General features: G+C 63.7%; 27 protein-coding genes. 22 read left to right on the plus strand and 5 right to left on the minus strand.

What is annotated here, in order from left to right; genetic code table 11:
• Positions 1 to 163: 163 nt before the first annotated feature.
• From BJA_RS19950 to BJA_RS19985, 9 genes are all read left to right on the plus strand, one after another.
• Complete coding sequence (locus BJA_RS19950) at positions 164 to 511, plus strand: Lin0512 family protein (RefSeq protein WP_011086800.1); 348 nt, start codon at positions 164 to 166, stop codon at positions 509 to 511.
• A gap of 4 nt (positions 512 to 515) precedes the next feature.
• The gene (locus BJA_RS19955) at positions 516 to 1208 is read left to right on the plus strand and encodes a GNAT family N-acetyltransferase (RefSeq protein ID WP_038967556.1); all 693 of its coding nucleotides are present in this window, start codon (positions 516 to 518) and stop codon (positions 1206 to 1208) included.
• 73 nt (positions 1209 to 1281) lie between these two features.
• A complete protein-coding gene (locus tag BJA_RS19960) occupies positions 1282 to 2466 on the plus strand; it encodes a serine hydrolase domain-containing protein (protein ID WP_011086802.1) in 1185 nt (394 codons plus the stop codon).
• 97 nt (positions 2467 to 2563) lie between these two features.
• Entirely contained in the window at positions 2564 to 2773 is a 210-nt protein-coding gene (locus BJA_RS19965; protein ID WP_038967554.1) for a YgaP family membrane protein, read from the plus strand.
• Positions 2770 to 3291: an RNA polymerase sigma factor gene (locus BJA_RS19970; RefSeq protein ID WP_011086804.1), complete on the plus strand. Its 522-nt coding sequence runs from the start codon at positions 2770 to 2772 to the stop codon at positions 3289 to 3291. The genes BJA_RS19965 and BJA_RS19970 overlap by 4 nt, the downstream gene beginning before the upstream one ends.
• Positions 3292 to 3294: 3 nt before the next feature.
• Positions 3295 to 3642: a carboxymuconolactone decarboxylase family protein gene (locus BJA_RS19975; RefSeq protein WP_011086805.1), complete on the plus strand. Its 348-nt coding sequence runs from the start codon at positions 3295 to 3297 to the stop codon at positions 3640 to 3642.
• A gap of 27 nt (positions 3643 to 3669) precedes the next feature.
• Positions 3670 to 4335 (plus strand): DUF429 domain-containing protein, encoded by a 666-nt coding sequence (locus BJA_RS19980; RefSeq protein WP_011086806.1) that lies wholly within the window; start codon positions 3670 to 3672, stop codon positions 4333 to 4335.
• 117 nt (positions 4336 to 4452) lie between these two features.
• Complete coding sequence (locus tag BJA_RS42310) at positions 4453 to 4596, plus strand: hypothetical protein (RefSeq protein ID WP_165448151.1); 144 nt, start codon at positions 4453 to 4455, stop codon at positions 4594 to 4596.
• Positions 4597 to 4701: 105 nt separating this feature from the next.
• Complete coding sequence (locus BJA_RS19985) at positions 4702 to 5406, plus strand: glutathione S-transferase family protein (protein ID WP_038967553.1); 705 nt, start codon at positions 4702 to 4704, stop codon at positions 5404 to 5406.
• Between the two features lies 1 nt (position 5407).
• Here the strand turns inward: BJA_RS19985 and BJA_RS19990 are convergent, their stop codons facing one another.
• From BJA_RS19990 to BJA_RS20000, 3 genes are all read right to left on the minus strand, one after another.
• Positions 5408 to 6190 (minus strand): sulfite exporter TauE/SafE family protein, encoded by a 783-nt coding sequence (locus BJA_RS19990; RefSeq protein WP_011086808.1) that lies wholly within the window; start codon positions 6188 to 6190, stop codon positions 5408 to 5410.
• Positions 6191 to 6193: 3 nt separating this feature from the next.
• Positions 6194 to 6826, minus strand: a complete 633-nt coding sequence (locus tag BJA_RS19995; RefSeq protein WP_011086809.1) for a TetR/AcrR family transcriptional regulator — start codon at positions 6824 to 6826, stop codon at positions 6194 to 6196.
• A gap of 217 nt (positions 6827 to 7043) precedes the next feature.
• Positions 7044 to 7415, minus strand: a complete 372-nt coding sequence (locus BJA_RS20000) for a tRNA-binding protein (RefSeq protein WP_011086810.1) — start codon at positions 7413 to 7415, stop codon at positions 7044 to 7046.
• A gap of 107 nt (positions 7416 to 7522) precedes the next feature.
• Here BJA_RS20000 and BJA_RS20005 point away from each other — a divergent pair, with 107 nt between their 5' ends.
• Entirely contained in the window at positions 7523 to 7876 is a 354-nt protein-coding gene (locus BJA_RS20005) for an ArsC family reductase (RefSeq protein WP_038967551.1), read from the plus strand.
• 24 nt (positions 7877 to 7900) lie between these two features.
• Here the strand turns inward: BJA_RS20005 and BJA_RS20010 are convergent, their stop codons facing one another.
• The gene (locus BJA_RS20010) at positions 7901 to 8581 is read right to left on the minus strand and encodes a hypothetical protein (protein WP_162185833.1); all 681 of its coding nucleotides are present in this window, start codon (positions 8579 to 8581) and stop codon (positions 7901 to 7903) included.
• A gap of 310 nt (positions 8582 to 8891) precedes the next feature.
• Here BJA_RS20010 and BJA_RS20015 point away from each other — a divergent pair, with 310 nt between their 5' ends.
• The 7 genes from BJA_RS20015 (at position 8892) to BJA_RS20045 (ending at position 15522) form a co-directional block, all read left to right on the plus strand.
• Positions 8892 to 9647, plus strand: coding sequence for an ABC transporter ATP-binding protein (locus BJA_RS20015; RefSeq protein ID WP_011086813.1), 756 nt, complete (start codon positions 8892 to 8894; stop codon positions 9645 to 9647).
• Positions 9640 to 10386 carry an ABC transporter ATP-binding protein gene (locus tag BJA_RS20020; protein ID WP_011086814.1) on the plus strand — a complete coding sequence of 249 codons (747 nt, stop codon included), beginning with the start codon at positions 9640 to 9642 and terminating at the stop codon, positions 10384 to 10386. The genes BJA_RS20015 and BJA_RS20020 overlap by 8 nt, the downstream gene beginning before the upstream one ends.
• A 90-nt stretch (positions 10387 to 10476) precedes the next feature.
• Positions 10477 to 11700 carry an ABC transporter substrate-binding protein gene (locus BJA_RS20025; protein WP_011086815.1) on the plus strand — a complete coding sequence of 408 codons (1224 nt, stop codon included), beginning with the start codon at positions 10477 to 10479 and terminating at the stop codon, positions 11698 to 11700.
• A 74-nt stretch (positions 11701 to 11774) separates the two neighbouring features.
• On the plus strand, positions 11775 to 12644 hold the full coding sequence (locus BJA_RS20030; RefSeq protein WP_011086816.1) for a branched-chain amino acid ABC transporter permease: 870 nt from the start codon (positions 11775 to 11777) through the stop codon (positions 12642 to 12644).
• Between the two features lies 1 nt (position 12645).
• Entirely contained in the window at positions 12646 to 13614 is a 969-nt protein-coding gene (locus BJA_RS20035; RefSeq protein ID WP_011086817.1) for a branched-chain amino acid ABC transporter permease, read from the plus strand.
• A gap of 156 nt (positions 13615 to 13770) precedes the next feature.
• Positions 13771 to 14415, plus strand: coding sequence for a DUF47 domain-containing protein (locus tag BJA_RS20040; RefSeq protein ID WP_011086818.1), 645 nt, complete (start codon positions 13771 to 13773; stop codon positions 14413 to 14415).
• 99 nt (positions 14416 to 14514) lie between these two features.
• Positions 14515 to 15522, plus strand: coding sequence for an inorganic phosphate transporter (locus BJA_RS20045; protein WP_011086819.1), 1008 nt, complete (start codon positions 14515 to 14517; stop codon positions 15520 to 15522).
• On the opposite strand, the gene sugE is transcribed toward BJA_RS20045, so the two are convergent.
• On the minus strand, positions 15515 to 15829 hold the full coding sequence (gene sugE, locus BJA_RS20050; RefSeq protein ID WP_028171053.1) for a quaternary ammonium compound efflux SMR transporter SugE: 315 nt from the start codon (positions 15827 to 15829) through the stop codon (positions 15515 to 15517). The two genes, BJA_RS20045 and sugE, sit on opposite strands and share 8 nt — an antisense overlap.
• 158 nt (positions 15830 to 15987) lie before the next feature.
• Between sugE and BJA_RS20055 the strand changes: the two genes are divergently transcribed.
• From BJA_RS20055 to BJA_RS20075, 5 genes are all read left to right on the plus strand, one after another.
• On the plus strand, positions 15988 to 17610 hold the full coding sequence (locus tag BJA_RS20055) for a peptide chain release factor 3 (protein WP_011086821.1): 1623 nt from the start codon (positions 15988 to 15990) through the stop codon (positions 17608 to 17610).
• A 106-nt stretch (positions 17611 to 17716) separates the two neighbouring features.
• A complete protein-coding gene (locus tag BJA_RS20060) occupies positions 17717 to 18295 on the plus strand; it encodes a hypothetical protein (protein WP_028171054.1) in 579 nt (192 codons plus the stop codon).
• A gap of 69 nt (positions 18296 to 18364) precedes the next feature.
• Entirely contained in the window at positions 18365 to 18949 is a 585-nt protein-coding gene (locus BJA_RS20065; protein ID WP_011086823.1) for an NnrU family protein, read from the plus strand.
• A gap of 2 nt (positions 18950 to 18951) precedes the next feature.
• On the plus strand, positions 18952 to 19773 hold the full coding sequence (panB, locus tag BJA_RS20070; RefSeq protein WP_011086824.1) for a 3-methyl-2-oxobutanoate hydroxymethyltransferase: 822 nt from the start codon (positions 18952 to 18954) through the stop codon (positions 19771 to 19773).
• A gap of 12 nt (positions 19774 to 19785) precedes the next feature.
• Positions 19786 to 21378, plus strand: coding sequence for a class I adenylate-forming enzyme family protein (locus tag BJA_RS20075; RefSeq protein ID WP_011086825.1), 1593 nt, complete (start codon positions 19786 to 19788; stop codon positions 21376 to 21378).
• Positions 21379 to 21408: the final 30 nt, after the last annotated feature.

The following is a 21408-nucleotide window of genomic DNA, read 5'->3' on the forward strand; positions in this document are numbered from 1 at the left end:
CACACCCGTCATTGCGAGCGTAGCGAAGCAATCCAGAGTGTTTCCGCAGAGGCAGTCTGGATTGCTTCGTCGCTTCGCTCCTCGCAATGACGGAGTATGCCGATCAGCCAAAATGCGATAACAACTTGCGTCAACGTAATCCAACCAGCCACAGGAATATGAAATGACTCGCGTTCGCTGTATCACCGAGATGGGCATGGGCGTCGACGTTCACGGCAGGGACGCCACCAAGGCGGCGAAGCGGGCGGTGTCGGATGCCATCCGGCATTCGAGCCTCGGTTTCTTCCGGATGATCGGCAAGACCGCGAACGACATGTTCGTCGATGTCACGATCGGAGTGCCCAACCCCGAGGGGGTGGACAAGGAAGCCGTTGCGAAGGAGCTGCCCTACGGCACCGTGACCGTGACTGCGGTCAAGGGCGGACTTGAGATTCCCTCGGCCACGGAAGTGGCCAACGACCCCATCCTCATCGCCAATGCCGCCGTCATCGTCAGCTTCGACAAGGAGTAGGGCGGTGTCCGACAGCGATGAGGCGCTGCTGGATCGCCCGATCTGGAGCGCGCTGACAACGAGCCAGAAGCATCTGGCGGAGGGTGGCCCGCGAGCGCTGCGCTATCCCGTGGACATGACGCCGTTTGCCGACATGGCCGACATGTCCGCGGCAAGTTTTGCCGCGCTCCGTGATCTCCTGTCGGGCTCGCAGGTTGCCGCGTTGTTCACGCCGGAGCCGGTCGAAATGCCCGCCGGTTTCAAGGTGGTGCTGGCCGAGACCGGCGAGCAGATGATCGGCTCGCCCGCTGACAGTTCGCTGCGCGACGCCGAGATCGTCAGATTAAGCGCCGCCGACGTTCCCGCCATGATGGCGCTGACGGATCTGACGAAGCCCGGTCCATTCGCACTGCGTACACATGAGCTCGGCACATTCCTCGGCATCCGCGTCGGTGGCGAACTGGTCGCGATGACCGGCGAGCGGATGAAGCCGGGAAGGTTCGTCGAAATGACAGCCGTCTGCGTCCATCCGGACTATCGCGGGCGCGGCTATGCGCAGGCGCTGCTCGCGGCGGTCGCGCGCCGGATCGAGGCGCGCGGCAAAATTCCGTTCCTGCACGTGTTTTCCGGCAACGCGTCCGCGATCGCGCTGTACCAGCGACAGGGCATGCGGATTCGGCGGCGCCTGTACGTCACTGCGTTCATGAAGGAGGGATAGGCTCCCTCAAGGACCGCCCTTCATTTCCTTCGAATTCACGCTATATCCGTCCCAACCACAATTGGGGGAAACAATGGACGCCAGGGCAACCGATTTTTCCGCCGTACGGACGGCGATGCAGCGCTACGTCGATCAGGAGATCATTCCCGGCGTGTCCTGGGCGGTGCTGCGCGGCCGGGAGGTCGTTGACCAGCAATGCGTCGGGCTTGCCGACCGCGAAGCCAAAACCGCGCTCCGGACCGACCACATTTTCCGCGCGTTTTCGAATACCAAGATCTTCGTCACGTGCGCGATCATGCTTCTGGTGGAAGAGGGCCGCATCGGGCTTGACGATGTCGTCGAAAAATTCCTGCCGCAGCTCGGCAATCGCAGGGTGCTGAAGCAGGACGCTTCGAGCCTTGCCGATGTCGAGCCGGCGAAGGGCTCGATCACGATCCGCCAGCTCCTGACCCACACCTCCGGCCTCAGCTACGGCATCTTCGACCCCGGCACGGTGCTGTTCAAAGGCTATAACGAGGCGGGCGTGCTCAATCCGTTGACGCCGCTGACCGACATGATCGACAAGCTTGCCGATCTGCCGCTGTCCTATCATCCCGGCACGGGCTGGGAATATTCGGTGGCGACCGACGTGGTCGGCCGCGTTGTCGAGGTCGTCTCCGGAAAATCCCTCGATGCCTTCCTCAAGGCGCGCATTTTCGATCCGCTCGCCATGACCGATACCGGCTTCTACGTGCCCGAAGCGCAGCAGGGCAGGCTGGTCGCGCTCTACACCGGCGCCGACGTGCTTGATCCGATGAAGCCCGGTCTGACGCGGGCCGACAATCTGCCTTACCCGCAGGCCTATCGCCGTCCGTTCCCGCGGCTCTCGGGCGGCGGCGGTCTGGTCTCGACCCTGCCGGACATGCTTGCGCTGGTGCGCGCCTTGGTGCCTGGGGCAGATACACTGCTGAAGTCGGAGACGCTGGGGCAGATGGTGACGAACCAGCTGCCCGCAGGCCAGACCATCCGCTTTGCCAATCTCGGGCCGATGCCCGGCAAGGGTTTTGGTCTCGGCGGCGCCGTCACCTTCGCGCCGACGCCGTTCGATCCGCCGAATTCCACCGGCGAATTCCAGTGGGGCGGCCTTGCCGGCACCCATTGGTGGATCTGCCCGCAGGCGAATACCGCCGGCGTCCTGATGGCCCAGCGCTACATGGGCTTCTGGAATCCGTTCTTCTTCGAGTTCAAGCGCCTGGCCTACCAGGCGGTCGGAGCCTGACCGCGAAAAAAAATTGCAGGCCTCCGCGAATCCTTTTCGCCCGTCGCGTCCTCCTTGTCCTCGAGGCATTCCGCCTCGGCGCGTGTCGGAGGATGTGATGGGATTTTACAGGAAGAACATCGGCGGCCTGCATCAGGCGGTGCGGGTGGCGCTCGGAATTGCGGTCGCGATTGCCGCGTTCGCGTATCTGTCGGGGCTTGCGGCGTGGCTGGTCGCGCTCGGCGGCGCAGGCTTCGCGCTGACCGGCCTCGTCGGCTACTGCCCGATGTGCGCGATGGCCGGAATCGGACGAGGAGGCGTGTCGTGAGCGCGGCTGCGATCTCGCCCAACCTGTTCGAGGCGGCGCGGCTCGGCGATCCCGAGGCGATCGCGTCGCTGCTCGCGACGGCGCAGCCCGATATCCGCCGCTACGCGCGCGCCACCTGCCGCAGCTCGGCGGATGCCGAGGATGCGACGCAGGAGGCGCTGTGGATCCTGTTCCGCCATGTCGGCACCATCCGCTCGCTGCTGGCGCTGTCCGCCTGGCTGTTCAGCGTGGTTCGGCGCGAATGCCTGCGGCTCGCGCGCAAGGCCGGCCTTATGCCGGCCATCGCTGCGAGTGACGCGGAGGCCGCACTGCTGTCGCGGCCCGAGGCCGATCTGCGGCTCGACGTGGCCGCGGCCTTCGAGGCGCTGCCGCTGCACTATCGCGACGTCGCGCTGATGCGCGACGTCAAGGAGATGACCATCGACGAAATCGCCGTCGCACTCGGCGCGTCCAGGCAGACCGTCAAGGCACGCCTGCATCGCGCCCGCGCATTGATGCGCGAATATCTGACGAGATGAGACATGACCGATTATCAAAACTCCGATGACCTGAGATCCGTCCCGGCCTTCGTCGCGCTCGCGCCGGTCGAGGCCAACGCCTTCCTCGCCTTCAATCATGCCGTCGAGCGCAAGGACGGCTTGATCCCGCCGAAATATCGCGAGCTGATTTCGCTCGCGGTCGCGCTCACCACGCAATGCGCCTATTGCCTCGACGTGCATACGGCACAGGCGGCGAAAGCCGGTGCGACGCGCGAGGAGGTCGCGGAAGCTGCGTTGATCGCCGCTGCGGTCCGCGCCGGCGGCACGCTCGGCCATGCGCTGTTGGCCCAGCGCCTGTTCGAACGACATCAAGGTGAAACCACGGGATGAACGCGCATCGGAGGCTCGGTCGTACGCGTGAATAATTATCTCGGTCTCGATGGATTTCGTTACGGCTGGGTCGCAGCCTGGATCGACGAGCGCGGCGATCACGGCTTCGACTATTCGCCGGGGCTGACGCGATTGCTCGCGATGCCACATGCGCGCGCGATGATCGACATGCCGATTGGGTTGAACGTGAGCGGCTATCGAACATGCGACCTGCGTGCGCGCGAACTGGTCGGCCCCGCCGTGTTTCTCGGCGCGCGCCGCGACCTCTGGAGATTTCCCGACATGGCGGCAGCCAATCGTCATTACTGGGAGCACGAAGGCAAGGGCAGAGGCGTGTCGGCGCAGCTCTGGAACATCAGGGACAAGATCAGGGATGTCGACGAGATCATGACGCCGGCACGGCAAGCCACGATCGGCGAAGCGCATCCGGAATTGATCTTCTGGAATCTCGCCGGGCGCCTACGGCTGGAGAGCAAGGGATCAGCGCAAGGCCGCGAACAACGCATCGCGCTACTGGAGCAACGCGGCTTTACACGCTTGCGGAAATGGCTGACGCAGCGTCACGGCACCGGCATCGGCCGTGACGATCTCATCGACGCCTGCGCCTGCGCGGTCGCAGCGCGCGACAGCACGCAGTCGGTCGGTGATGGCGAGATCGATCCGCGCGGATTGCGAGTGGAGATCAACTATTGAGGCGACCGGCCGCCAAGGTGCGCTCGGGATAAAGCGGCAATTTATTTGACAGGTGTAGGAACTGCGGGTGGTCGGCCCGCGTTCCCCGTGCGAAGAGATTACAGAGATGCTCGTGCGATGAATGATACCAGTCAATTCGCGACCGCGCTGCTCGCGCTCGTTTTCACCGGAGCCCTGCTCGTCACCGGGCAGCGCTTCATCGAGCAACGTGCGCAGCGCGATATCGTGTATGCGACAAGTCACTTGCTGCGGCCGCTGTGATCCGGCTTCAGTGCGAAAAGATCGTGTGACCTCTGCATCGGCCTTGTGCCGTTCGTCCGCTCGCCTAGATTAGGCGACAATCTCACGAACGATGCCGGGGTCCCGATGTCCGATCTCTCCGCCTTTCCCATCACCAAGCGCTGGCCGGCAAGGCATCCGGAGCTGCTTCAGCTCTATTCGTTGCCGACGCCGAACGGCGTCAAGGTGTCGATCATGCTGGAGGAGATCGGGCTTCCCTACGAGGTCCATCTCGTCGATTTCGGCAAGGACGACCAGAAGACGCCCGAGTTTCTGTCGCTCAATCCGAACGGCAAGATCCCGGCGATCCTCGATCCCAACGGTCCCGGCGGCCGGCCGCTGCCGCTGTTCGAGTCCGGGGCTATCCTGCAATATCTAGCGGAGAAGACCGGCAAGCTGTTGCCGCAGGATGCCGCGCGCCGCTACCAGGCCATCCAGTGGGTGCATTTCCAGATGGGCGGGATCGGGCCTATGTTCGGCCAGGTCGGTTTCTTCCACAAATTCGCCGGCAAGGATTTCGAGGACAAGCGGCCGCTAGAACGCTACGTGGGCGAGTCCAGGCGTCTGCTCGGCGTGATGGAGACGCATCTGGCCGGCCGGCAATGGTTCATGGATGACGACTACACCATCGCCGACATCTCGATGCTTGGCTGGGTGCGCAACCTCATCGGCTTCTACGGCGCCGGTGATCTCGTCGAATTCACCCAGTTCAAATCGGTTGCCGCATGGCTCGAACGGGGACTTACACGTCCGGCGGTGCAACGTGGGCTCAACATTCCGAAACGGCCGTGAACTAGCTCAGCGCCTTGTAGGTCATGTAGAGCGCCATCAGCGAGACGAGGGCGATCATGACCCGGCGCAGCACCGATTTGCTGACGCCATTGGCCATGCGTGCGCCGAGATCGGTGCCGACCCAGAGGCCGGCGACGATGCCGATGATGGCCGGCCAGCCGACCATGAGCCCCTTGCTCCAGTAGATCCACGCCGCTGGAATGTTGGTCGGGATCACCGAGAAGACGAGGCTGACGAGTTGCGCCTGGTGCTGCGGCACGCGCAGGCCCGCGGCAAGGCCGACGGTGATCGCCAGGCCGCCGCCGATCCCCATGAAGCCGGAGGAAAAGCCGGCCAGCGCGCCGATGAGGAACAGCGGGAGCCAGGGCAGTTCGGCGGGATCGCCGGCCTCGCCAGCTCCGTCCTTGCGGTCGCGGCGCAGCAGCAGGGCTGCGATCAGCAGAGCGAGGTAGACGACGTAGGTCCATTGCAGCACTGCGTCGGACACGCCGGCCGCGGCATAGCCGCCGCCCGCGCCACCGACGAGAAATCCGATGCCGATCCAGACGATCCATTGCAGCGGACTGCGATTGCCGCTCTGCCAGTAGCGGCGCACTCCGGCGAAACCGGTCGGCGGGACCTGCGTGATCAGCGAGGTGCCCTGGGCGACGTGCTGCTCCGCGCCGAGCAGCAGAACGGAGAAGATCACGAGACCGCCGCCCGGGCTCGTGCCCATGAAGCCCGATGTCGCGCCGCCGACGAGGCCGACGCCGATGCCTGCGAGCAGTTCGTAGATCCAGGACATCGCTCAAGCCCGGGTTCGTCGCTTGACGTCCGGCTTCGTCGTGCGGAAGCCGTCGATCACGCCATCGACAGCCGCCATGCAGGCATCGACGTCAAAGTCCTCGCCCCAGCATTTTTGCAGCACAAAGCCCTGGAAGATAGCGATCAACACGCGCGCGATGGCGTCGGCGCCGAGATCGCGCCTGATGAGGCCGTCGTGCTGGGCGCGCTCGACCAGCGCCACGATCAGGGCGCGCGGCATCTCGATGCCTTCGACGACGCTGGTGCGGACGCGGCGGTTACGCAGCGCCTCGGCCCAGCCATGGATGCCGACGCGCCGCCGCGCTTCGCCGGCGGGATCGGTGAGCCATTGCGCGTAGACGCGGACCAGCGCGTGAAGTCCTTCGATCGGATCGCCCGATCCCTGCGCGACCGAGTTGAGCACGGCTTCGCGGCGGTGCCGGTCGTCGGCGAGCGCCTCGATCAGGTCGTCCTTGCTCCGGAAGTAGAGATAGACCGCGCCATGGCTCAGCCCCGACCGCTTCACGATGTCGGCCATGCCGGTCTGGTGAAAGCCGTTCTCGGCGAAGCAGGCGAGGGCGGCCTCGAGGATCTGCCGTCGCCGGCCTTCACGCTGCTTGTCGCTGATCTTCGGCATCGGAGCCTCCGCAAATAACTGACTGATCGATCGTTTTAGCGATTCATCGAGGGCAGCTTGATTATTGGCGGGTATAATAAAAAACGATCAGTCAGTCATTTTTAGATCAACGACGGGTTTTGGTCAAGTCTCGATGGCTCCGAGCCGGGGAACAGGAGACGTAAACGGCTGGCGAGCCGCCGACAGACGCAACGGCTCGGCTCGCGACCGTGTGCCGCTAGAACAGCCGTCCGCCGTTCGGCACCGGCTTGCCCGGCTGCACCAGCACGACCTTGCCGTCGGCATCGGGAAATCCGAGCGTCAGCACTTCCGATACGACCGGCCCGATCTGGCGCGGGGGAAAATTGACGACGGCCGCGACCTGTTGCCCCACCAGCGTCTCGAGCGGATGGTTCTCGGTGATCTGCGCCGAGCTCTTGCGCACGCCGATCGCCGGGCCGAAGTCGATCCACAGCCGCCAGGCCGGCTTGCGCGCCTCCGGGAACGGCTTGGCATCGACGATGGTGCCGACGCGGATATCGACCGCGAGGAAGCTGTTGAAGTCGATGGTCGGCGACGGGGCCGCGGCGGGATCGTGGGTGACGTGCATGATGAGTCCGTTGACAGAGTTCGTAAGCTTCGCTCGCAATATTGTCGCGCGAACCGGAGTTTCGTACAACGCCGCAGCCGAAGCATCACGCATGCGAGAGGAACGTCTTGCCCAACATCATCTACGGCATCAAGAACTGCGACACCATGAAGAAGGCGCGCGCCTGGCTCGACAGCCATGGCGTTGCCTATGAGTTTCACGACTACAAGACGGCGGGCGTCGAGAAGGACAAGCTCAAGCAGTGGAGCGACAAGCTCGGCTGGGAGATTCTGCTCAATCGTGCCGGCACGACCTTCAAGAAGCTGCCCGACTCCGACAGGGAGGGTCTTACCGAAAAGAAGGCACTGGCGTTGATGCTAGCGCAACCATCGATGATCAAGCGTCCGGTGCTGGAAGTCGGCGGCAAGCTGCTGGTCGGCTTCAAGCCGGACATCTACGCCAAGGAAGTCAGGGCGAAGTAAGTCGGCGCCAAATCGCGCTGAAGGCTAGTTCAGCTCGATGATCTCGGTGGCGTCGGCGGGACCGGACTGGTCCGCGAACTCGACGACGTCGGCGGCCGCGATACGGCCGGGGGCGCGATGAAAGAGGTCGCGATCGATCACGGCGCGCAGCTTCGGTCGCGGCGGCGCGTCATTTCCGCGCATCAGATTCTTGATCTCGAAGCCGCCGTCCTCGCAGAAGGTCTTGAGCGAGGCGATGATGTGACAGACCTTGCCGTCGGTGAGGAACGGCAACAGCAGGCGTTCGTAGGCGACGATGCGCCCATAGATGTCGTCGACGTCGGCAACGCTGTAGACCGGAAGCCCGCGCGCGACGCATTCGTAATAGATGGGCATCACGGAGGGCACGAGCCGCGGCCCGATATATTCATCCAGCGGCACGCCTTTGCCGGTGTGTCCATAGGCGCGCGAGATCCGCGTGCCTTCGCTCTGGATGATGAGGCGCGGCACCGGAGTTGAGGCGTCAACGGTATAATAGATGAGATCGGACAGCTCTTCCTCGAGCCGCGCAGGTTGATACTCCCAGATCGCCGGCGCGATCTGCTGGCGCGCGTAGAGCCGCAGCCACGTGTTCAGGAGATCACGCTGCCTGATCGACTTGACGGCGGAGGGAGCGGCGCTTGCGAAATCCAAAACAATATTCCCGGCAGATCGAAACCCGCGCATCATCCATGCCGCGGGAAAATTTTCTATGAAGGCTGGCGCGCGGGACGAAAGACCGTTAACGACGGCTTGACGACCGGTGCTTTCTTGAACCGGAAGGCCGGGCAGGCGTGACATCAAAACATCTCCGACTAAGGGAGCATTTGTATCCCAGCCGGAGACCTGATCTGCTCAGCTTTCCGCCTTGCCTAACCCCCGTCACCTCCGGCATATTCCGCGCCCGGAGGCGGCGTTCCGGGAAGGCTCCAAGGCCTCCTGAAAGCCGAAGCAACAAGGACAGCCACGCGGGTCGCGCGGGCAGGGGGAAATCTGTTTGGCCGATGAGTTCATTCTCGAAACGGAAGGCTTGACCAAGGAGTTCGCGGGCTTCTTCGCTGTCCGCGACGTTGCGCTCAAGGTCCGCCGTGGGAGCATTCACGCGTTGATCGGCCCGAACGGCGCCGGCAAGACGACGTGCTTCAATCTTTTGACCAAGTTCCTCAGGCCGTCCGCCGGGAAGATCCTGTACAAGGGACAGGACATCACCGCGATGGCGCCGGCCGACGTGGCCCGCATGGGACTGGTGCGATCGTTCCAGATCTCGGCGGTGTTTCCGCATATGACCGCATTGGAAAACGTTCGCGTCGCGCTTCAGCGCCAGCACGGCAGTTCCTTCGATTTCTGGCGCTCCAAGTCCGTGCTCAACCGTTTCAACGATCGCGCACGCGATCTGTTGAACGATGTCGGCCTCAGCGAGTTTGCCAATACGCCTGCGGTCGAGATGCCCTACGGGCGCAAGCGCGCACTCGAGATTGCAACCACGCTCGCGCTCGACCCCGAGATGATGCTGCTGGACGAGCCGATGGCCGGCATGGGCCACGAGGACATCGACAAGATCGCGGCGCTGATCAAGCGCATCTCCGCGAAATACACCATCCTGATGGTCGAGCATAATCTGAGCGTCGTGGCGAATCTCTCCGACATCATCACCGTGCTGACGCGCGGGCAGGTTCTCGCGCAGGGCCATTACAGCGAGCTCACCAAGGACGAACGCGTCAAGGAAGCCTATCTGGGAGCCGGTCATGCCTGACACTGCGATCGCCGAGGCTCCGGCAAAGGCTGCGAGCGGCGGAAACATCCTCCAGGTCCGCAACCTCGAGGCCTGGTATGGCGAGTCCCACATCCTGCATGGGATCAATTTCGACGTGAACGCGGGCGAGGTTGTCACCCTGCTCGGGCGTAACGGCGCCGGCAAGACGACCACGCTGAAGTCGATCATGGGCATCATCGGCAAGCGTACCGGCTCGGTGAAGTTCAACACCCAGGAGATCATCCGCACGACCTCCGATAAGATCGCGCGCATGGGCATCGCGTTCTGCCCGGAAGAGCGGGGGATATTCTCCAGCCTCGACGTGCGGGAGAATTTGTTGTTGCCGCCAGTGGTCCGCGAAGGCGGACTGCCGCTCGAGCAGATCTTCGACCTGTTTCCGAACCTGAAGGAGCGGCTCAACAGCCAGGGCACGAAGTTGTCCGGCGGCGAGCAGCAGATGCTGGCGATCGCGCGCATCCTGCGCACCGGTGCGAGCTTCCTGATGCTGGACGAGCCGACCGAAGGGTTGGCGCCAGTCATCATCCAGCAGATCGGCCACACCATTGCGCGGCTCAAGAAGGAGGGCTTTACGATCCTCCTGGTCGAGCAGAACTTCCGGTTCGCATCCACCGTTGCCGACCGCTACTACGTGGTCGAGCACGGCAAGATCATTGACGGATTTTCCAATGCGGAGCTTGCCGCCAACATGGACAAGCTCCACACTTATCTCGGCGTCTAGGCATGATCCGGAAGGCGTGAAGCGATTTTCCGAAAAGATCATGCTTAAACAGAAGAACTGCCAACGAGAAAATTCAAAAAGGAAAGTTGCATGAAGACCAGGTCGATTGCATCATTGCTGCTGACCACCGCGCTCACCTTCGCCGCAGCCGGCGTCGCGTCCGCGCAGGACAAGACCGTCAAGATCGGCGCGCTGTCCGATCAGTCAGGACTCTATGCCGATCTCGGCGGCCCCGGCTCGACGCTCGCAGCGCAGATGGCCGTTGAAGATTCCGGCCTTACCGCCAAGGGCTGGAAGATCGACATTGTCTCCGGCGATCACCAGAACAAGCCCGACATCGGCACCGCGATCGCGCGGCAGTGGTTCGACGTCGACAAGATCGATGTCATCGTGGACGTGCCGAATTCCGGTGTGGCGCTCGCCGTCAACAACGTCATCAAGGAAAAGAACGGCGTCTACATCAACTCTGGTGCGGCGACCTCCGACCTCACCAACGCGCAGTGCTCACCCAACACCGTGCACTGGACCTACGACACGTACATGCTGGCCCACACCACGGGCCAGGCGCTGGTGAAGGCGGGTGGCGACAGCTGGTTCTTCCTGACCGCGGACTACGCCTTCGGTGCGGCGCTCGAGCGCGATACAACGGCCGTTGTCACCGCCAATGGCGGCAAGGTGGTCGGCGGCGTGAAGCATCCGCTGAACACGCCGGACTTCTCGTCCTTCCTGCTCCAGGCGCAGGCCTCCAAGGCCAAGATCATCGGCCTTGCCAATGCCGGCGGCGACACCACCAACGCCATCAAGCAGGCGGCCGAGTTCGGCATCGTCAAGGGCGGCCAGAAGCTCGCCGCGCTCCTGCTGTTCCTCACCGACGTCAAGGCGATCGGTCTGGAGACCGCGCAGGGCCTCAACTTCACCGAGACGTTCTACTGGGACATGAACGACCAGACCCGGGCGTTCTCGAAGCGCTTCGCCTCGAAAATGAAGAACAACGCGCCGCCGACCATGGTGCAGGCCGGCGTCTATGCCGGCGTGCGCCACTATCTCAAGGCGCTGGACGCACTCGGCGGCAATCCTCACGACGGCGTCAAGGTCGTCGAGAAGATGAAGTCGATGCCGACGGAGGACGATCTGTTCGGCAAGGGCGAGATCCAGCCGAACGGCCGCACCATCCACAGCGCCTATCTGTTCGAGGTCAAGAAGCCCTCGGAGTCCAAGGGCCCGTGGGACTTCTACAAGCTGGTCGGCACGGTGCCGGGCGATCAGGCCTTCACGCCGCTGTCCGAGAGCAAGTGCGCGCTGTTGAAGAAGTAGGATAACGGCCCGCAGGCCTTTGAGGCCTGCGGGCGACTTTCAGGGGAACGCCGAAGGGACCGGGTGCGGGATCGATGCAGGCACTTTACGCTCAGCTACTGGTGGGACTGATCAACGGCTCGTTCTACGCGCTGCTCAGTCTCGGGCTTGCCGTGATCTTCGGCATGCTCAACATCATCAATTTCGCCCACGGCGCTCTCTACATGATGGGCGCCTTCGTCGCCTATTTCCTGCTGAACAATGATTATCTCAGTATCGGCTACTGGCCGGCATTGATCGTCGCTCCGATCGTCGTCGGCATCTTCGGCATGATCCTGGAACGGACCATGCTGCAATGGCTGACCGGGCTTGACCATCTCTACGGCCTGCTGCTGACCTTCGGCATTGCGCTGATCGTGCAGGGCGTGTTCCAGAACTATTTTGGATCGTCGGGCCTGCCTTATGCCATTCCTGACCAGCTCAAGGGCGGCATGAATCTCGGCTTCATGTTCCTTCCGGTCTATCGCGGCTGGGTCGTCGTGTTCTCGCTTATCGTGTGTCTGGCGACCTGGTACCTGATCGAGAAGACGCGGCTCGGCGCTTACCTCCGCGCCGCGACCGAAAACCCGACGCTGGTCCGCGCCTTCGGCATAAACGTGCCGCGCATGATCACGCTGACCTACGGTCTCGGCGTCGGCCTTGCCGCGCTCGCCGGCGTGCTCTCGGCGCCGATCAACCAGGTGCGGCCGCTGATGGGCGCCGACCTCATCATCGTCGTGTTTGCCGTGGTGGTGATCGGCGGCATGGGATCGATCATGGGCTCGATCATCACCGGTTTCGCTCTCGGCGTGATCGAGGGCCTGACCAAGTATTTCTACCCCGAGGCCTCCAACACCGTCGTGTTCGTGCTGATGGTGCTGGTGCTCTTGGTGAAGCCATCGGGATTGACGGGAAGGGCGGCCTGATATGACAGCCTTGACGGACGATACGCTGCGGGCGACCCCGCGCGCGATGCGTGACGAGATGATCGTGTTTGCGGTGATGGCGCTGCTGCTGGCGTCGGTGCCGTTCACGGGGGTCTATCCGTTCTTCGTGATGCAGGCGCTGTGCTTCGCGCTCCTCGCCTGCGCCTTCAACCTTCTGATCGGCTATGGCGGCCTGCTGTCGTTCGGCCACGCGATGTTCTTAGGCACGGCCGGCTATTGCAGCGCGCATGCGCTGAAGGTGTGGGCGTTGCCGCCGGAGCTCGGCATCCTCGTCGGCGTCGCCGGTGCTTTCGTGCTCTCGATCGTGACCGGCTACATCTCGATCCGCCGCCAGGGCATCTATTTCTCGATGATCACGCTGGCGCTGTCGCAGCTCCTGTACTTCATCTACCTCCAGGCGCCGTTCACCCATGGCGAAGACGGCATTCAGGGCATTCCGCAGGGGCACATGTTCGGCGTCCTCGATCTCTCCAAGCCGACGGTCCTGTACTACGTCGTGCTGGTCGGCTTCCTCGCCGGCTTCCTGTTGATCTTCCGCATCATCAACTCGCCGTTCGGCGAGGTGTTGAAGTCGATCCGCGAGAACGAGCAGCGCGCGATCTCGCTCGGCTACCGGACCGACCAGTACAAGTTCCTGGCCTTCGTCCTGTCGGGCACGCTGGCCGGCTTCGCCGGATCGCTGAAGGTGTTCGTGGCGCAAAATGCCTCGCTCACCGACGTACACTGGTCGATGTCGGGCGAAGTCGTGCTGATGACGCTGGTCGGGGGTCTCGGGACCATCTTCGGACCCGTGGTCGGCGCCTTCGTGATCATCGCCATGCAGCAATATCTGGCGAGCTTCGGCCAATGGGTGACGGTGATCCAGGGCTCGATCTTCGTGATCTGCGTGCTCACCTTCCGCCGCGGCGTCGTCGGTGAAATCGCGCATTACTTCCGGCGTTCGCTCTAAGTAATTGATTTAAGGTCAATTTACCCGCTTCGTGAAAGTGGTGGATGATCCGGCGCCGCGGGCGTGAGGTGGCACGCGCGCGGACCGAAAATGGTCTATGACAGTTTCGTGACGGCCCTTCCGGGCCGGGCCATTTCCAACCGGTAGTCTATCCCCATGATGCGATGGTTTCGCGCTTTCCTGCCCAAGGAAGAACGGTTCTTCGACCTGTTCGACCGCCATGCCCAGACCGTGATCCAGGGCTCGATCGCGCTCCAGGGCATGCTCAACGGGGGCGAGGAGACGCCGGTCTATTGCCAGCGCGTCAACCAGTTCGAGAACGATGCCGACAACATCACCCGTGAGGTGCTGACGGCGGTGCGCCGCACCTTCATCACGCCGTTCGACCGCGGCGACATCAAGAACCTCATCACCTCGATGGACGATGCCATCGACCAGATGCAGCAGACCGCCAAGGCCGTGATGCTGTTCGAGGTCCGCGCCTTCGAGCCGCCGATGCGCGAGATCGGCGGGCTTCTGATCGAATGCGCCAATCTGGTCGGCCGTGCGCTGCCCCTGATGCAGCAGATCGGCAAGAACGTGGCCATGCTGACCGCCATCACGGAAGAGCTGACCAAGCTCGAGGGCCGGGTCGACGATCTCCACGACATCGGGATGAAGGAGCTGTTCCTCAAGCACCGCGACGGCAACGCGATGGATTTCATCGTCGGTGTCGAGATCTACGACCATCTCGAAAAGGTCGCCGATCGCTTCGACGACGTCGCAAACGAGATCAACAGCATCGTCATCGAGCAAGTGTAGCGCATGATCCGGAAAAATGTGCAGCGGTTTTCCTTCGCGACAAACGCGGAACGCGTTTGCGCGGAGATCATGCGAAAACTTTAAGGCAGGGGCCTCGCCGTGGATGCTGCGTTGGGTCTTCCCGTCCTGGTCGGACTGATCGCCGTCGCGCTGCTGTTCGACTTCTTGAACGGCCTGCATGACGCTGCCAATTCGATCGCGACCATCGTCTCGACCCGCGTGCTGCGGCCGCAATTCGCGGTGTTCTGGGCCGCTTTCTTCAATTTCGTCGCCTTCATGGTGTTCGGGCTGCACGTCGCCCAGACCATAGGCACCGGCATTATCGATCCCTCAATCGTCGATGCCCACGTGATCTTCGCGGCGCTGGTCGGCGCCATCGTCTGGAACCTCGTGACCTGGGCGCTCGGCATCCCGTCTTCGTCGTCGCATGCGCTGATCGGCGGGTTGTTCGGTGCCGGCGTGGCCAAAGCCGGGATTTCGGCGGCGGTCTGGAGCGGATTGTCCAAGACGGTGATCGCCATCGTGCTGTCTCCGCTGGTCGGCTTCCTGCTGGCGATGCTGCTGGTTGCGATCGTCTCCTGGGCCTCGGTGCGATCGACGCCCTTCGCCGTGGATCGCGCCTTCCGCATCCTGCAATTCGCCTCCGCCTCGCTCTATTCGCTCGGCCATGGCGGCAATGACGCGCAGAAGACCATGGGCATCATCGCCGTGCTGCTCTATTCACAGGGCCATCTCGGCAGCGAATTCTCGGTGCCGTTCTGGGTCGTGCTGTCCTGCCAGGCCGCGATGGCGATGGGCACGCTGATGGGCGGCTGGCGCATCGTCCGCACCATGGGCCTGCGCATCACGAAACTGACGCCGATGCAGGGCTTTTGCGCCGAAACTGGCGGCGCCGCGACCCTGTTCATGGCGACCTTCCTCGGGGTTCCCGTCTCGACCACCCATACCATCACCGGCGCCATCGTCGGCGTCGGCGCCGCCCGCCGCCTCTCGGCGGTGCGCTGGAACGTCGCCAGCTCGATCGTCTATGCCTGGGTGATCACGATGCCGGCCTCGGCGATCGTCGCCGCGCTGACCTGGTGGGCCGTCAGGATTTTCGTCAAGTAACGAGCTTCAGCCCGATGATACCGGCAACGATCAGTCCGATGCTGGCCAGGCGAAGCGCGGTCGCCGGCTCGCCGAACAGGATGATCCCGAGCGTCGCCGTGCCGACCGCGCCGATGCCGGTCCACACCGCATAGGCGGTCCCGACGGGCAGCGATTTGAGCGCGAGCCCAAGCAGGATGACGCTGCCCGCCATCGCCGCGAGCGTGATGACGGAGGGAACAAGCCTGGTGAAACCCTCGGTGTATTTCAGGCCGATCGCCCAGGTGATCTCGAGAAGACCGGCGACGAACAGGATGCTCCAGGCCATGACGACCCTCCATTCAAGGCAGGGTCGTCCCCGCGGCTGATATGCTGGTGGATAGGAGGGCCGTCCCTCCCAAACGGCGATATGGGGCTGGCCGAAGGGCTCCGCAATTACCACATCAGGCTTGATCCGGCCCATTTTCCCTGCCAAACGCTCCCGCCATGTCCGACATCGCCACCACCACAGCCGAATCGCCGGCCCGTTCCCCGCTTGCCGCTGAAGTGGCGCGGCGGCGCACCTTTGCGATCATCTCCCACCCCGACGCCGGCAAGACCACGCTGACCGAAAAGCTGCTGCTGTTCGGCGGCGCCATCAACCTCGCCGGTCAGGTCAAGGCCAAGGGTGAGCGGCGCAACACGCGCTCGGACTGGATGAAGATCGAGCGCGAGCGCGGTATCTCGGTCGTGACGTCCGTGATGACCTTCGAGTTCGAGGGCCTCGTGTTCAACCTGCTGGACACGCCGGGCCACGAGGACTTTTCGGAAGACACCTATCGCACGCTGACGGCCGTCGATTCCGCCGTCATGGTCATCGACGCCGCCAAGGGCATCGAGGCGCGCACCCGAAAACTGTTCGAGGTCTGTCGCCTGCGCGACATTCCGATCATCACCTTCATCAACAAGATGGACCGCGAGAGCCGCGACGTGTTCGAGCTGCTGGACGAGATCGAGAAGACGCTGGCGCTCGACACCACGCCGATGACCTGGCCGGTCGGCCGCGGCCGCGACTTCCTCGGCACCTATGACGTCGTCAATGGCGGCGTGCGCCTGCTCGAAGGCGGCGGCGCCAAGACCGGCGCGGCGCAGCAGATCGAGATCGAGGAGCTTGCCAAGCTCAACGCCAATCTCGACGTCTCCGCGGTGAAGGACGAGCTCGAGCTCGTCACCGAGGCTTCAAAACCGTTCGAGCTGGAGGCGTTTCGCGAGGGCCACTTGACGCCGGTCTATTTCGGCAGCGCGCTGCGCAATTTCGGCGTCGGCGACCTCCTGGAGGGCCTCGGCAAGTTCGCGCCCGAGCCGCGTGCGCAGGAGAGCGACCAGCGCAAGGTCGAGGCGACCGATCCGCGCATGAGCGCCTTCGTGTTCAAGATCCAGGCGAACATGGATCCGAACCACCGCGACCGCATCGCCTTTGCGCGCCTGTGCTCGGGCAAGCTCAGCCGCGGCATGAAGGCGAAACTGGTGCGCACCGGCAAGAGCATGCCGCTGTCGAGCCCGCAATTCTTCTTCGCGCAGGACCGTTCGGTGGCGGATGAGGCCTTTGCCGGCGACGTCGTCGGCATTCCCAACCACGGCACGCTGCGCATCGGTGATACCCTGACCGAGGGCGAGGATTTCAACTTCGTCGGCGTGCCGAGCTTTGCGCCGGAAATCGTCCGCCGCGTCCGTCTCACCGACGCGATGAAGGCGAAGAAGCTGAAGGAAGCGCTTCAGCAGATGTCGGAAGAGGGCGTCGTCCAGGTATTCCGCCCGCGCGACGGTGCACCGGCGCTGGTCGGCGTGGTCGGCGCGCTCCAGCTCGACGTGCTGAAGGCACGGCTGGAGGCGGAATATTCCCTTCCGGTCGAGTTCGAGGTCAGCGAGTTCCAGCTTGCGCGCTGGGTTTCTTCAGACGATCGCAAGAAGCTCGACACTTTCATCGCCGCCAACACCTCGAGTATCGCCGACGACGTCGATGGTGATCCCGTCTATCTGGCGAGGAACGAGTTCTATCTCGGCTACACCAGGGAACGCGCCGAGGGCATCGAGTTCACCAACGTCAAGGACGTCAAGAAGAAGGGATAACGCGCGCCAAGGCCGCCTAAACGCGAGCATGTGAACGCGCGCGCACTTGACGCTTTCGCGACGAATGCCACCTTTCGTCCACAGTGGCATTGAGAGTTCGCATACCATGTGGCGCGGCATTCTCCTTCTTATACTGCTGGCGATATCGACGGTGGCCGCCGACGCGCAGCGGCGCCAGATCAATCCCATCCCGTTTGCGCATGAACCGTGCAGCGTGCTCGACAACCGGCCCTGCACGCCGTCCTATTGCAGCCCGCTCGAGCCCGGGCCCTGCATTCCCGAGATCGACTATCCTTACGGCCAGAATCTCCAGCTCACGATCGTCAGCGTGCCGTCCGAATCCGACCGCGCCAAATACCGGAAGCCGGATCACGATCTCGATACGATCGGCGACCTCTTCGCCGAATTGCGCACTTGCTGGTCGCCGCCAGCGGACAACGCGCGGGCCGGCATGCAGATGTCGGTGCGCTTCAGCTTCAACAAGGCGGGCGGCCTGATCGGTCCGCCACGCCTCACATACGCCACCGCGGGCGTCCCGGCCGACACCCGCACGACCTATCTGAACGCCATCGATGCTTCGCTGAAGGCCTGCTTGCCGCTGAAATTCACCAGCGGTCTCGGCGGCGCCCTGGCAGGGCGGCCGATCGCGATCCGCTATGTCGACAATCGGCAGCTCGGCAAGTAGCGCATCGGTTGCGACCGACCGCCAATCGATGCTACGCCAGAGGCGGGCGCTGGTTGAGGGGAGGATGTCGTGGGTCTGCTGGTCATGATCCTGGGGCTGGTGCTGTTTTTCGCGGCGCATGTCTTCACAACGAAACGCGAGGCGCGCGCGCAGGCCATCGCGAGGCTGGGCGAGGGGACCTACAAGATCCTTTATGCGCTCGTCTCACTCGCGGGGCTCGCGCTGATCATCTGGGGCTTTGGTCATTACCGTGCGACCGGCTGGATCGACGTCTGGTATCCGCCGAAGGCGATGAAGCACATCACGCTCGCGCTGATGCTGCCCGCGGTCATCCTGGTTGTCGCGTCATACCTGCGCGGCCGTATCTACGCGACGCTGAAACATCCGATGCTGGCCGGCATCAAGCTGTGGGCGGCCGCGCATCTCCTCGCCAATGGCGATCTCGGTTCCATCATCCTGTTCGGCTCGTTCCTGGGCTGGGCGGTGTTTGACCGCATTTCGTTGAAGCATCGCACTGACGCTGGCGGCCCGCCGATTCCGGTAGGCGGCGTCTCCAACGATCTGATCGCGGTCGCGGTCGGCGTCGTTGCCTATCTGGCGCTGGCGTTTGCATTCCATCCTGTCGTGATCGGGGTTCCTGTCGTAGGGGTCTGACAATGTCCGTCCAATCCGCCATCAGGCGCAAGACCGCGCCCGACCTCCGCATTCGCAAGAATGGCGAGCCGATCGTGATGCTGACCTCCTATCACGCGCACACCGCCGCGCTGGTCGACAGGCACTGCGATGCGATCCTGGTTGGCGATTCCCTTGGCAATGTCATGCATGGCTTCGAGACCACGGTGCCCGTGACGCTTGAGATGATGATCCTGCAGGGCTGCGCGGTGATGCGCGGCTCCAGCCAGGCGCTCGTCGTCGTCGACATGCCGTTCGGTTCCTACGAAGGCTCGAAGGAGCAGGCCTTCCAGTCGGCGGTGCGGATCATGAAGGAAACGCTGTGCGGCGCGGTCAAGCTCGAGGGCGGCGCGCGGATGGCGGAGACGGTGGCGTTTCTCTCCGAGCGCGGCATTCCCGTGATGGGCCATATCGGGCTGACGCCACAGTCGATCAACACGCTTGGCTCGTTCCGCGCACAGGGCCGCGAGGAGGCGAACTGGGCTCCGATCGAGAATGACGCCAGGGCGATCGCAGAGGCGGGGGCCTTCTCTATCGTGATCGAGGCGGTCGCCGAGCCGCTGGCGCGCAAGATCACGCAATCGATCGCAGTTCCTACCATCGGCATTGGCGCGAGCGCAGCCTGCGACGGCCAGATTTTGGTGCTGGAAGATATGCTCGGCTTGTCGCCGCGGTCGCCGAAATTCGTGCGCCGCTATGGCAATCTCGGGCCGGCGATCGAGGAAGCCATCGCGGGCTATGCGCGCGACGTGAAGAGCCGGGCCTTCCCGGGCCCGGAGCATGTCTACGACATGAAGAAGAGCTGAGGAGGGGCGCGCATGGACTGGTCGCAGCACGCACTTCCGTCGATGCGGCTTGAGCCGCGCTTCGGCGACCGCGTCGTGCCGGCCTTTGTGAAGCGGCCGGGCAGCGTTTGGGCGATGATTGCGGAAGCGGTTGCGCAGAACGCCGATGGCGAGGCCCTGATCTGCGGTCATGTCCGGCTGAGCTGGCGCCAGGTCGTCGACCGGGCCGCCCGGATCGCCGAGGGCTTTCGCAAGCTCGGCCTCAAGCGCGGTGATCGCGTGGCCATCCTGCTGGGCAACCGCATCGAATTTCCGCTGCTGCTGTTTGCCGCCGCGCATGAGGGGCTGGTCACGGTTCTGCTCAGCACGCGTCAGCAGAAGCCGGAGATTGCCTATGTGCTCACCGATTGCGGCGCCAAGATCCTGATCCACGAGGCAGGGCTCGCCGGGCGGCTGCCGGATGCGCGGGATGTGCCCGATGTGATCCACCGCGTTGCCGTCGACGACGACCCGCATGCGTCGCGCTTCGCAGTGCTCGCTGACAAGGCCGCGGCCGCCGCGCCCGTCGACGTGAGCGAAGAGGACACGGCGATGATCCTCTACACCTCGGGCACGACGGGCAAGCCAAAGGGCGCGATGCTGGCCCATTGCAACATCGTGCATTCCTCGATGGTGTTTGCGTCCTGCCTGCAATTGACGGAAGCGGACCGTTCGATCGCGGCCGTGCCGCTCGGTCACGTCACTGGTGTCGTCGCCAACATCACGACCATGATCCGCTGCGGCGGCGCGCTGATCATCATGCCGGCGTTCAAGGCCGCCGATTATCTCAAGCTCGCTGCGCGCGAGCGCGTCACCTACACGGTGATGGTTCCGGCAATGTACAATCTCTGCCTGCTCCAGCCCGATTTCGACAGCTACGATCTGTCGAGCTGGCGCATCGGCGGCTTTGGCGGCGCGCCGATGCCGGTCGCGACCATCGAGAGGCTCAAGGCGACGATTCCCGGCCTGAAGCTGATGAACTGCTACGGCGCGACCGAGACGACATCGCCCTCGACGATCATGCCGGGCGAACTGACGGCGAGCCATATCGACAGCGTGGGCCTGCCGTGTCCCGGCGCGCGCATCGTCGCGATGGGACCCGATGGGCGCGAGCTGCCCCATGGCGAGATCGGCGAGCTCTGGATTCAGAGCGCCTCCGTCATCAAGGGTTACTGGAACAACCCGAAAGCCACGACCGAGAGCTTCACCGGTGGGTTCTGGCACTCGGGCGATCTGGGGTCAGTCGATGCGGACGGTTTTGTCCGCGTCTTCGACCGCCAGAAGGACATGATCAATCGCGGCGGGTTGAAGATCTATTCCGCGGAGGTCGAGTCCGTGCTGGCGGGCCACCCCGCGGTGATCGAGAGCGCGATCATTGCCAGGGCTTGCCCGGTGCTCGGTGAGCGCGTCCATGCTGTCGTGGTGACCCGCACCCCGGTCGCCGGCGACGTCTTGCGGGCCTGGTGCGCGGAGCGGCTGTCCGACTACAAGGTCCCCGAAACCATGGCGATCACCACCGAGCCGCTGCCGCGCAACGCCAATGGCAAGGTGCTGAAGCGGCAGTTGCGGGAGCACTTGGGAACCTGAGCCGGGCAGGGGCTTCTTCCGGGCTCTCCC

This window comes from Bradyrhizobium diazoefficiens USDA 110, assembly GCF_000011365.1.
Classification (GTDB): domain Bacteria; phylum Pseudomonadota; class Alphaproteobacteria; order Rhizobiales; family Xanthobacteraceae; genus Bradyrhizobium; species Bradyrhizobium diazoefficiens.

Bases quoted from the DNA above. Each gene is read 5' to 3' on its own strand.
- BJA_RS19950 (WP_011086800.1), top strand. From the start codon at position 164: ATGACTCGCGTTCGCTGTATCACCGAGATGGGCATGGGCGTCGACGTT.
- BJA_RS19960 (WP_011086802.1), top strand. From the start codon at position 1,282: ATGGACGCCAGGGCAACCGATTTTTCCGCCGTACGGACGGCGATGCAG.
- BJA_RS19965 (WP_038967554.1), top strand. From the start codon at position 2,564: ATGGGATTTTACAGGAAGAACATCGGCGGCCTGCATCAGGCGGTGCGG.
- BJA_RS19975 (WP_011086805.1), top strand. From the start codon at position 3,295: ATGACCGATTATCAAAACTCCGATGACCTGAGATCCGTCCCGGCCTTC.
- BJA_RS42310 (WP_165448151.1), top strand. From the start codon at position 4,453: ATGAATGATACCAGTCAATTCGCGACCGCGCTGCTCGCGCTCGTTTTC.
- BJA_RS19985 (WP_038967553.1), top strand. From the start codon at position 4,702: ATGTCCGATCTCTCCGCCTTTCCCATCACCAAGCGCTGGCCGGCAAGG.
- BJA_RS19990 (WP_011086808.1), bottom strand. From the start codon at position 6,190: ATGTCCTGGATCTACGAACTGCTCGCAGGCATCGGCGTCGGCCTCGTC.
- BJA_RS19995 (WP_011086809.1), bottom strand. From the start codon at position 6,826: ATGCCGAAGATCAGCGACAAGCAGCGTGAAGGCCGGCGACGGCAGATC.
- BJA_RS20000 (WP_011086810.1), bottom strand. From the start codon at position 7,415: ATGCACGTCACCCACGATCCCGCCGCGGCCCCGTCGCCGACCATCGAC.
- BJA_RS20010 (WP_162185833.1), bottom strand. From the start codon at position 8,581: ATGCGCGGGTTTCGATCTGCCGGGAATATTGTTTTGGATTTCGCAAGC.
- BJA_RS20020 (WP_011086814.1), top strand. From the start codon at position 9,640: ATGCCTGACACTGCGATCGCCGAGGCTCCGGCAAAGGCTGCGAGCGGC.
- BJA_RS20025 (WP_011086815.1), top strand. From the start codon at position 10,477: ATGAAGACCAGGTCGATTGCATCATTGCTGCTGACCACCGCGCTCACC.
- BJA_RS20030 (WP_011086816.1), top strand. From the start codon at position 11,775: ATGCAGGCACTTTACGCTCAGCTACTGGTGGGACTGATCAACGGCTCG.
- BJA_RS20035 (WP_011086817.1), top strand. From the start codon at position 12,646: ATGACAGCCTTGACGGACGATACGCTGCGGGCGACCCCGCGCGCGATG.
- BJA_RS20040 (WP_011086818.1), top strand. From the start codon at position 13,771: ATGATGCGATGGTTTCGCGCTTTCCTGCCCAAGGAAGAACGGTTCTTC.
- sugE (WP_028171053.1), bottom strand. From the start codon at position 15,829: ATGGCCTGGAGCATCCTGTTCGTCGCCGGTCTTCTCGAGATCACCTGG.
- BJA_RS20055 (WP_011086821.1), top strand. From the start codon at position 15,988: ATGTCCGACATCGCCACCACCACAGCCGAATCGCCGGCCCGTTCCCCG.
- BJA_RS20060 (WP_028171054.1), top strand. From the start codon at position 17,717: ATGTGGCGCGGCATTCTCCTTCTTATACTGCTGGCGATATCGACGGTG.
- panB (WP_011086824.1), top strand. From the start codon at position 18,952: ATGTCCGTCCAATCCGCCATCAGGCGCAAGACCGCGCCCGACCTCCGC.
- BJA_RS20075 (WP_011086825.1), top strand. From the start codon at position 19,786: ATGGACTGGTCGCAGCACGCACTTCCGTCGATGCGGCTTGAGCCGCGC.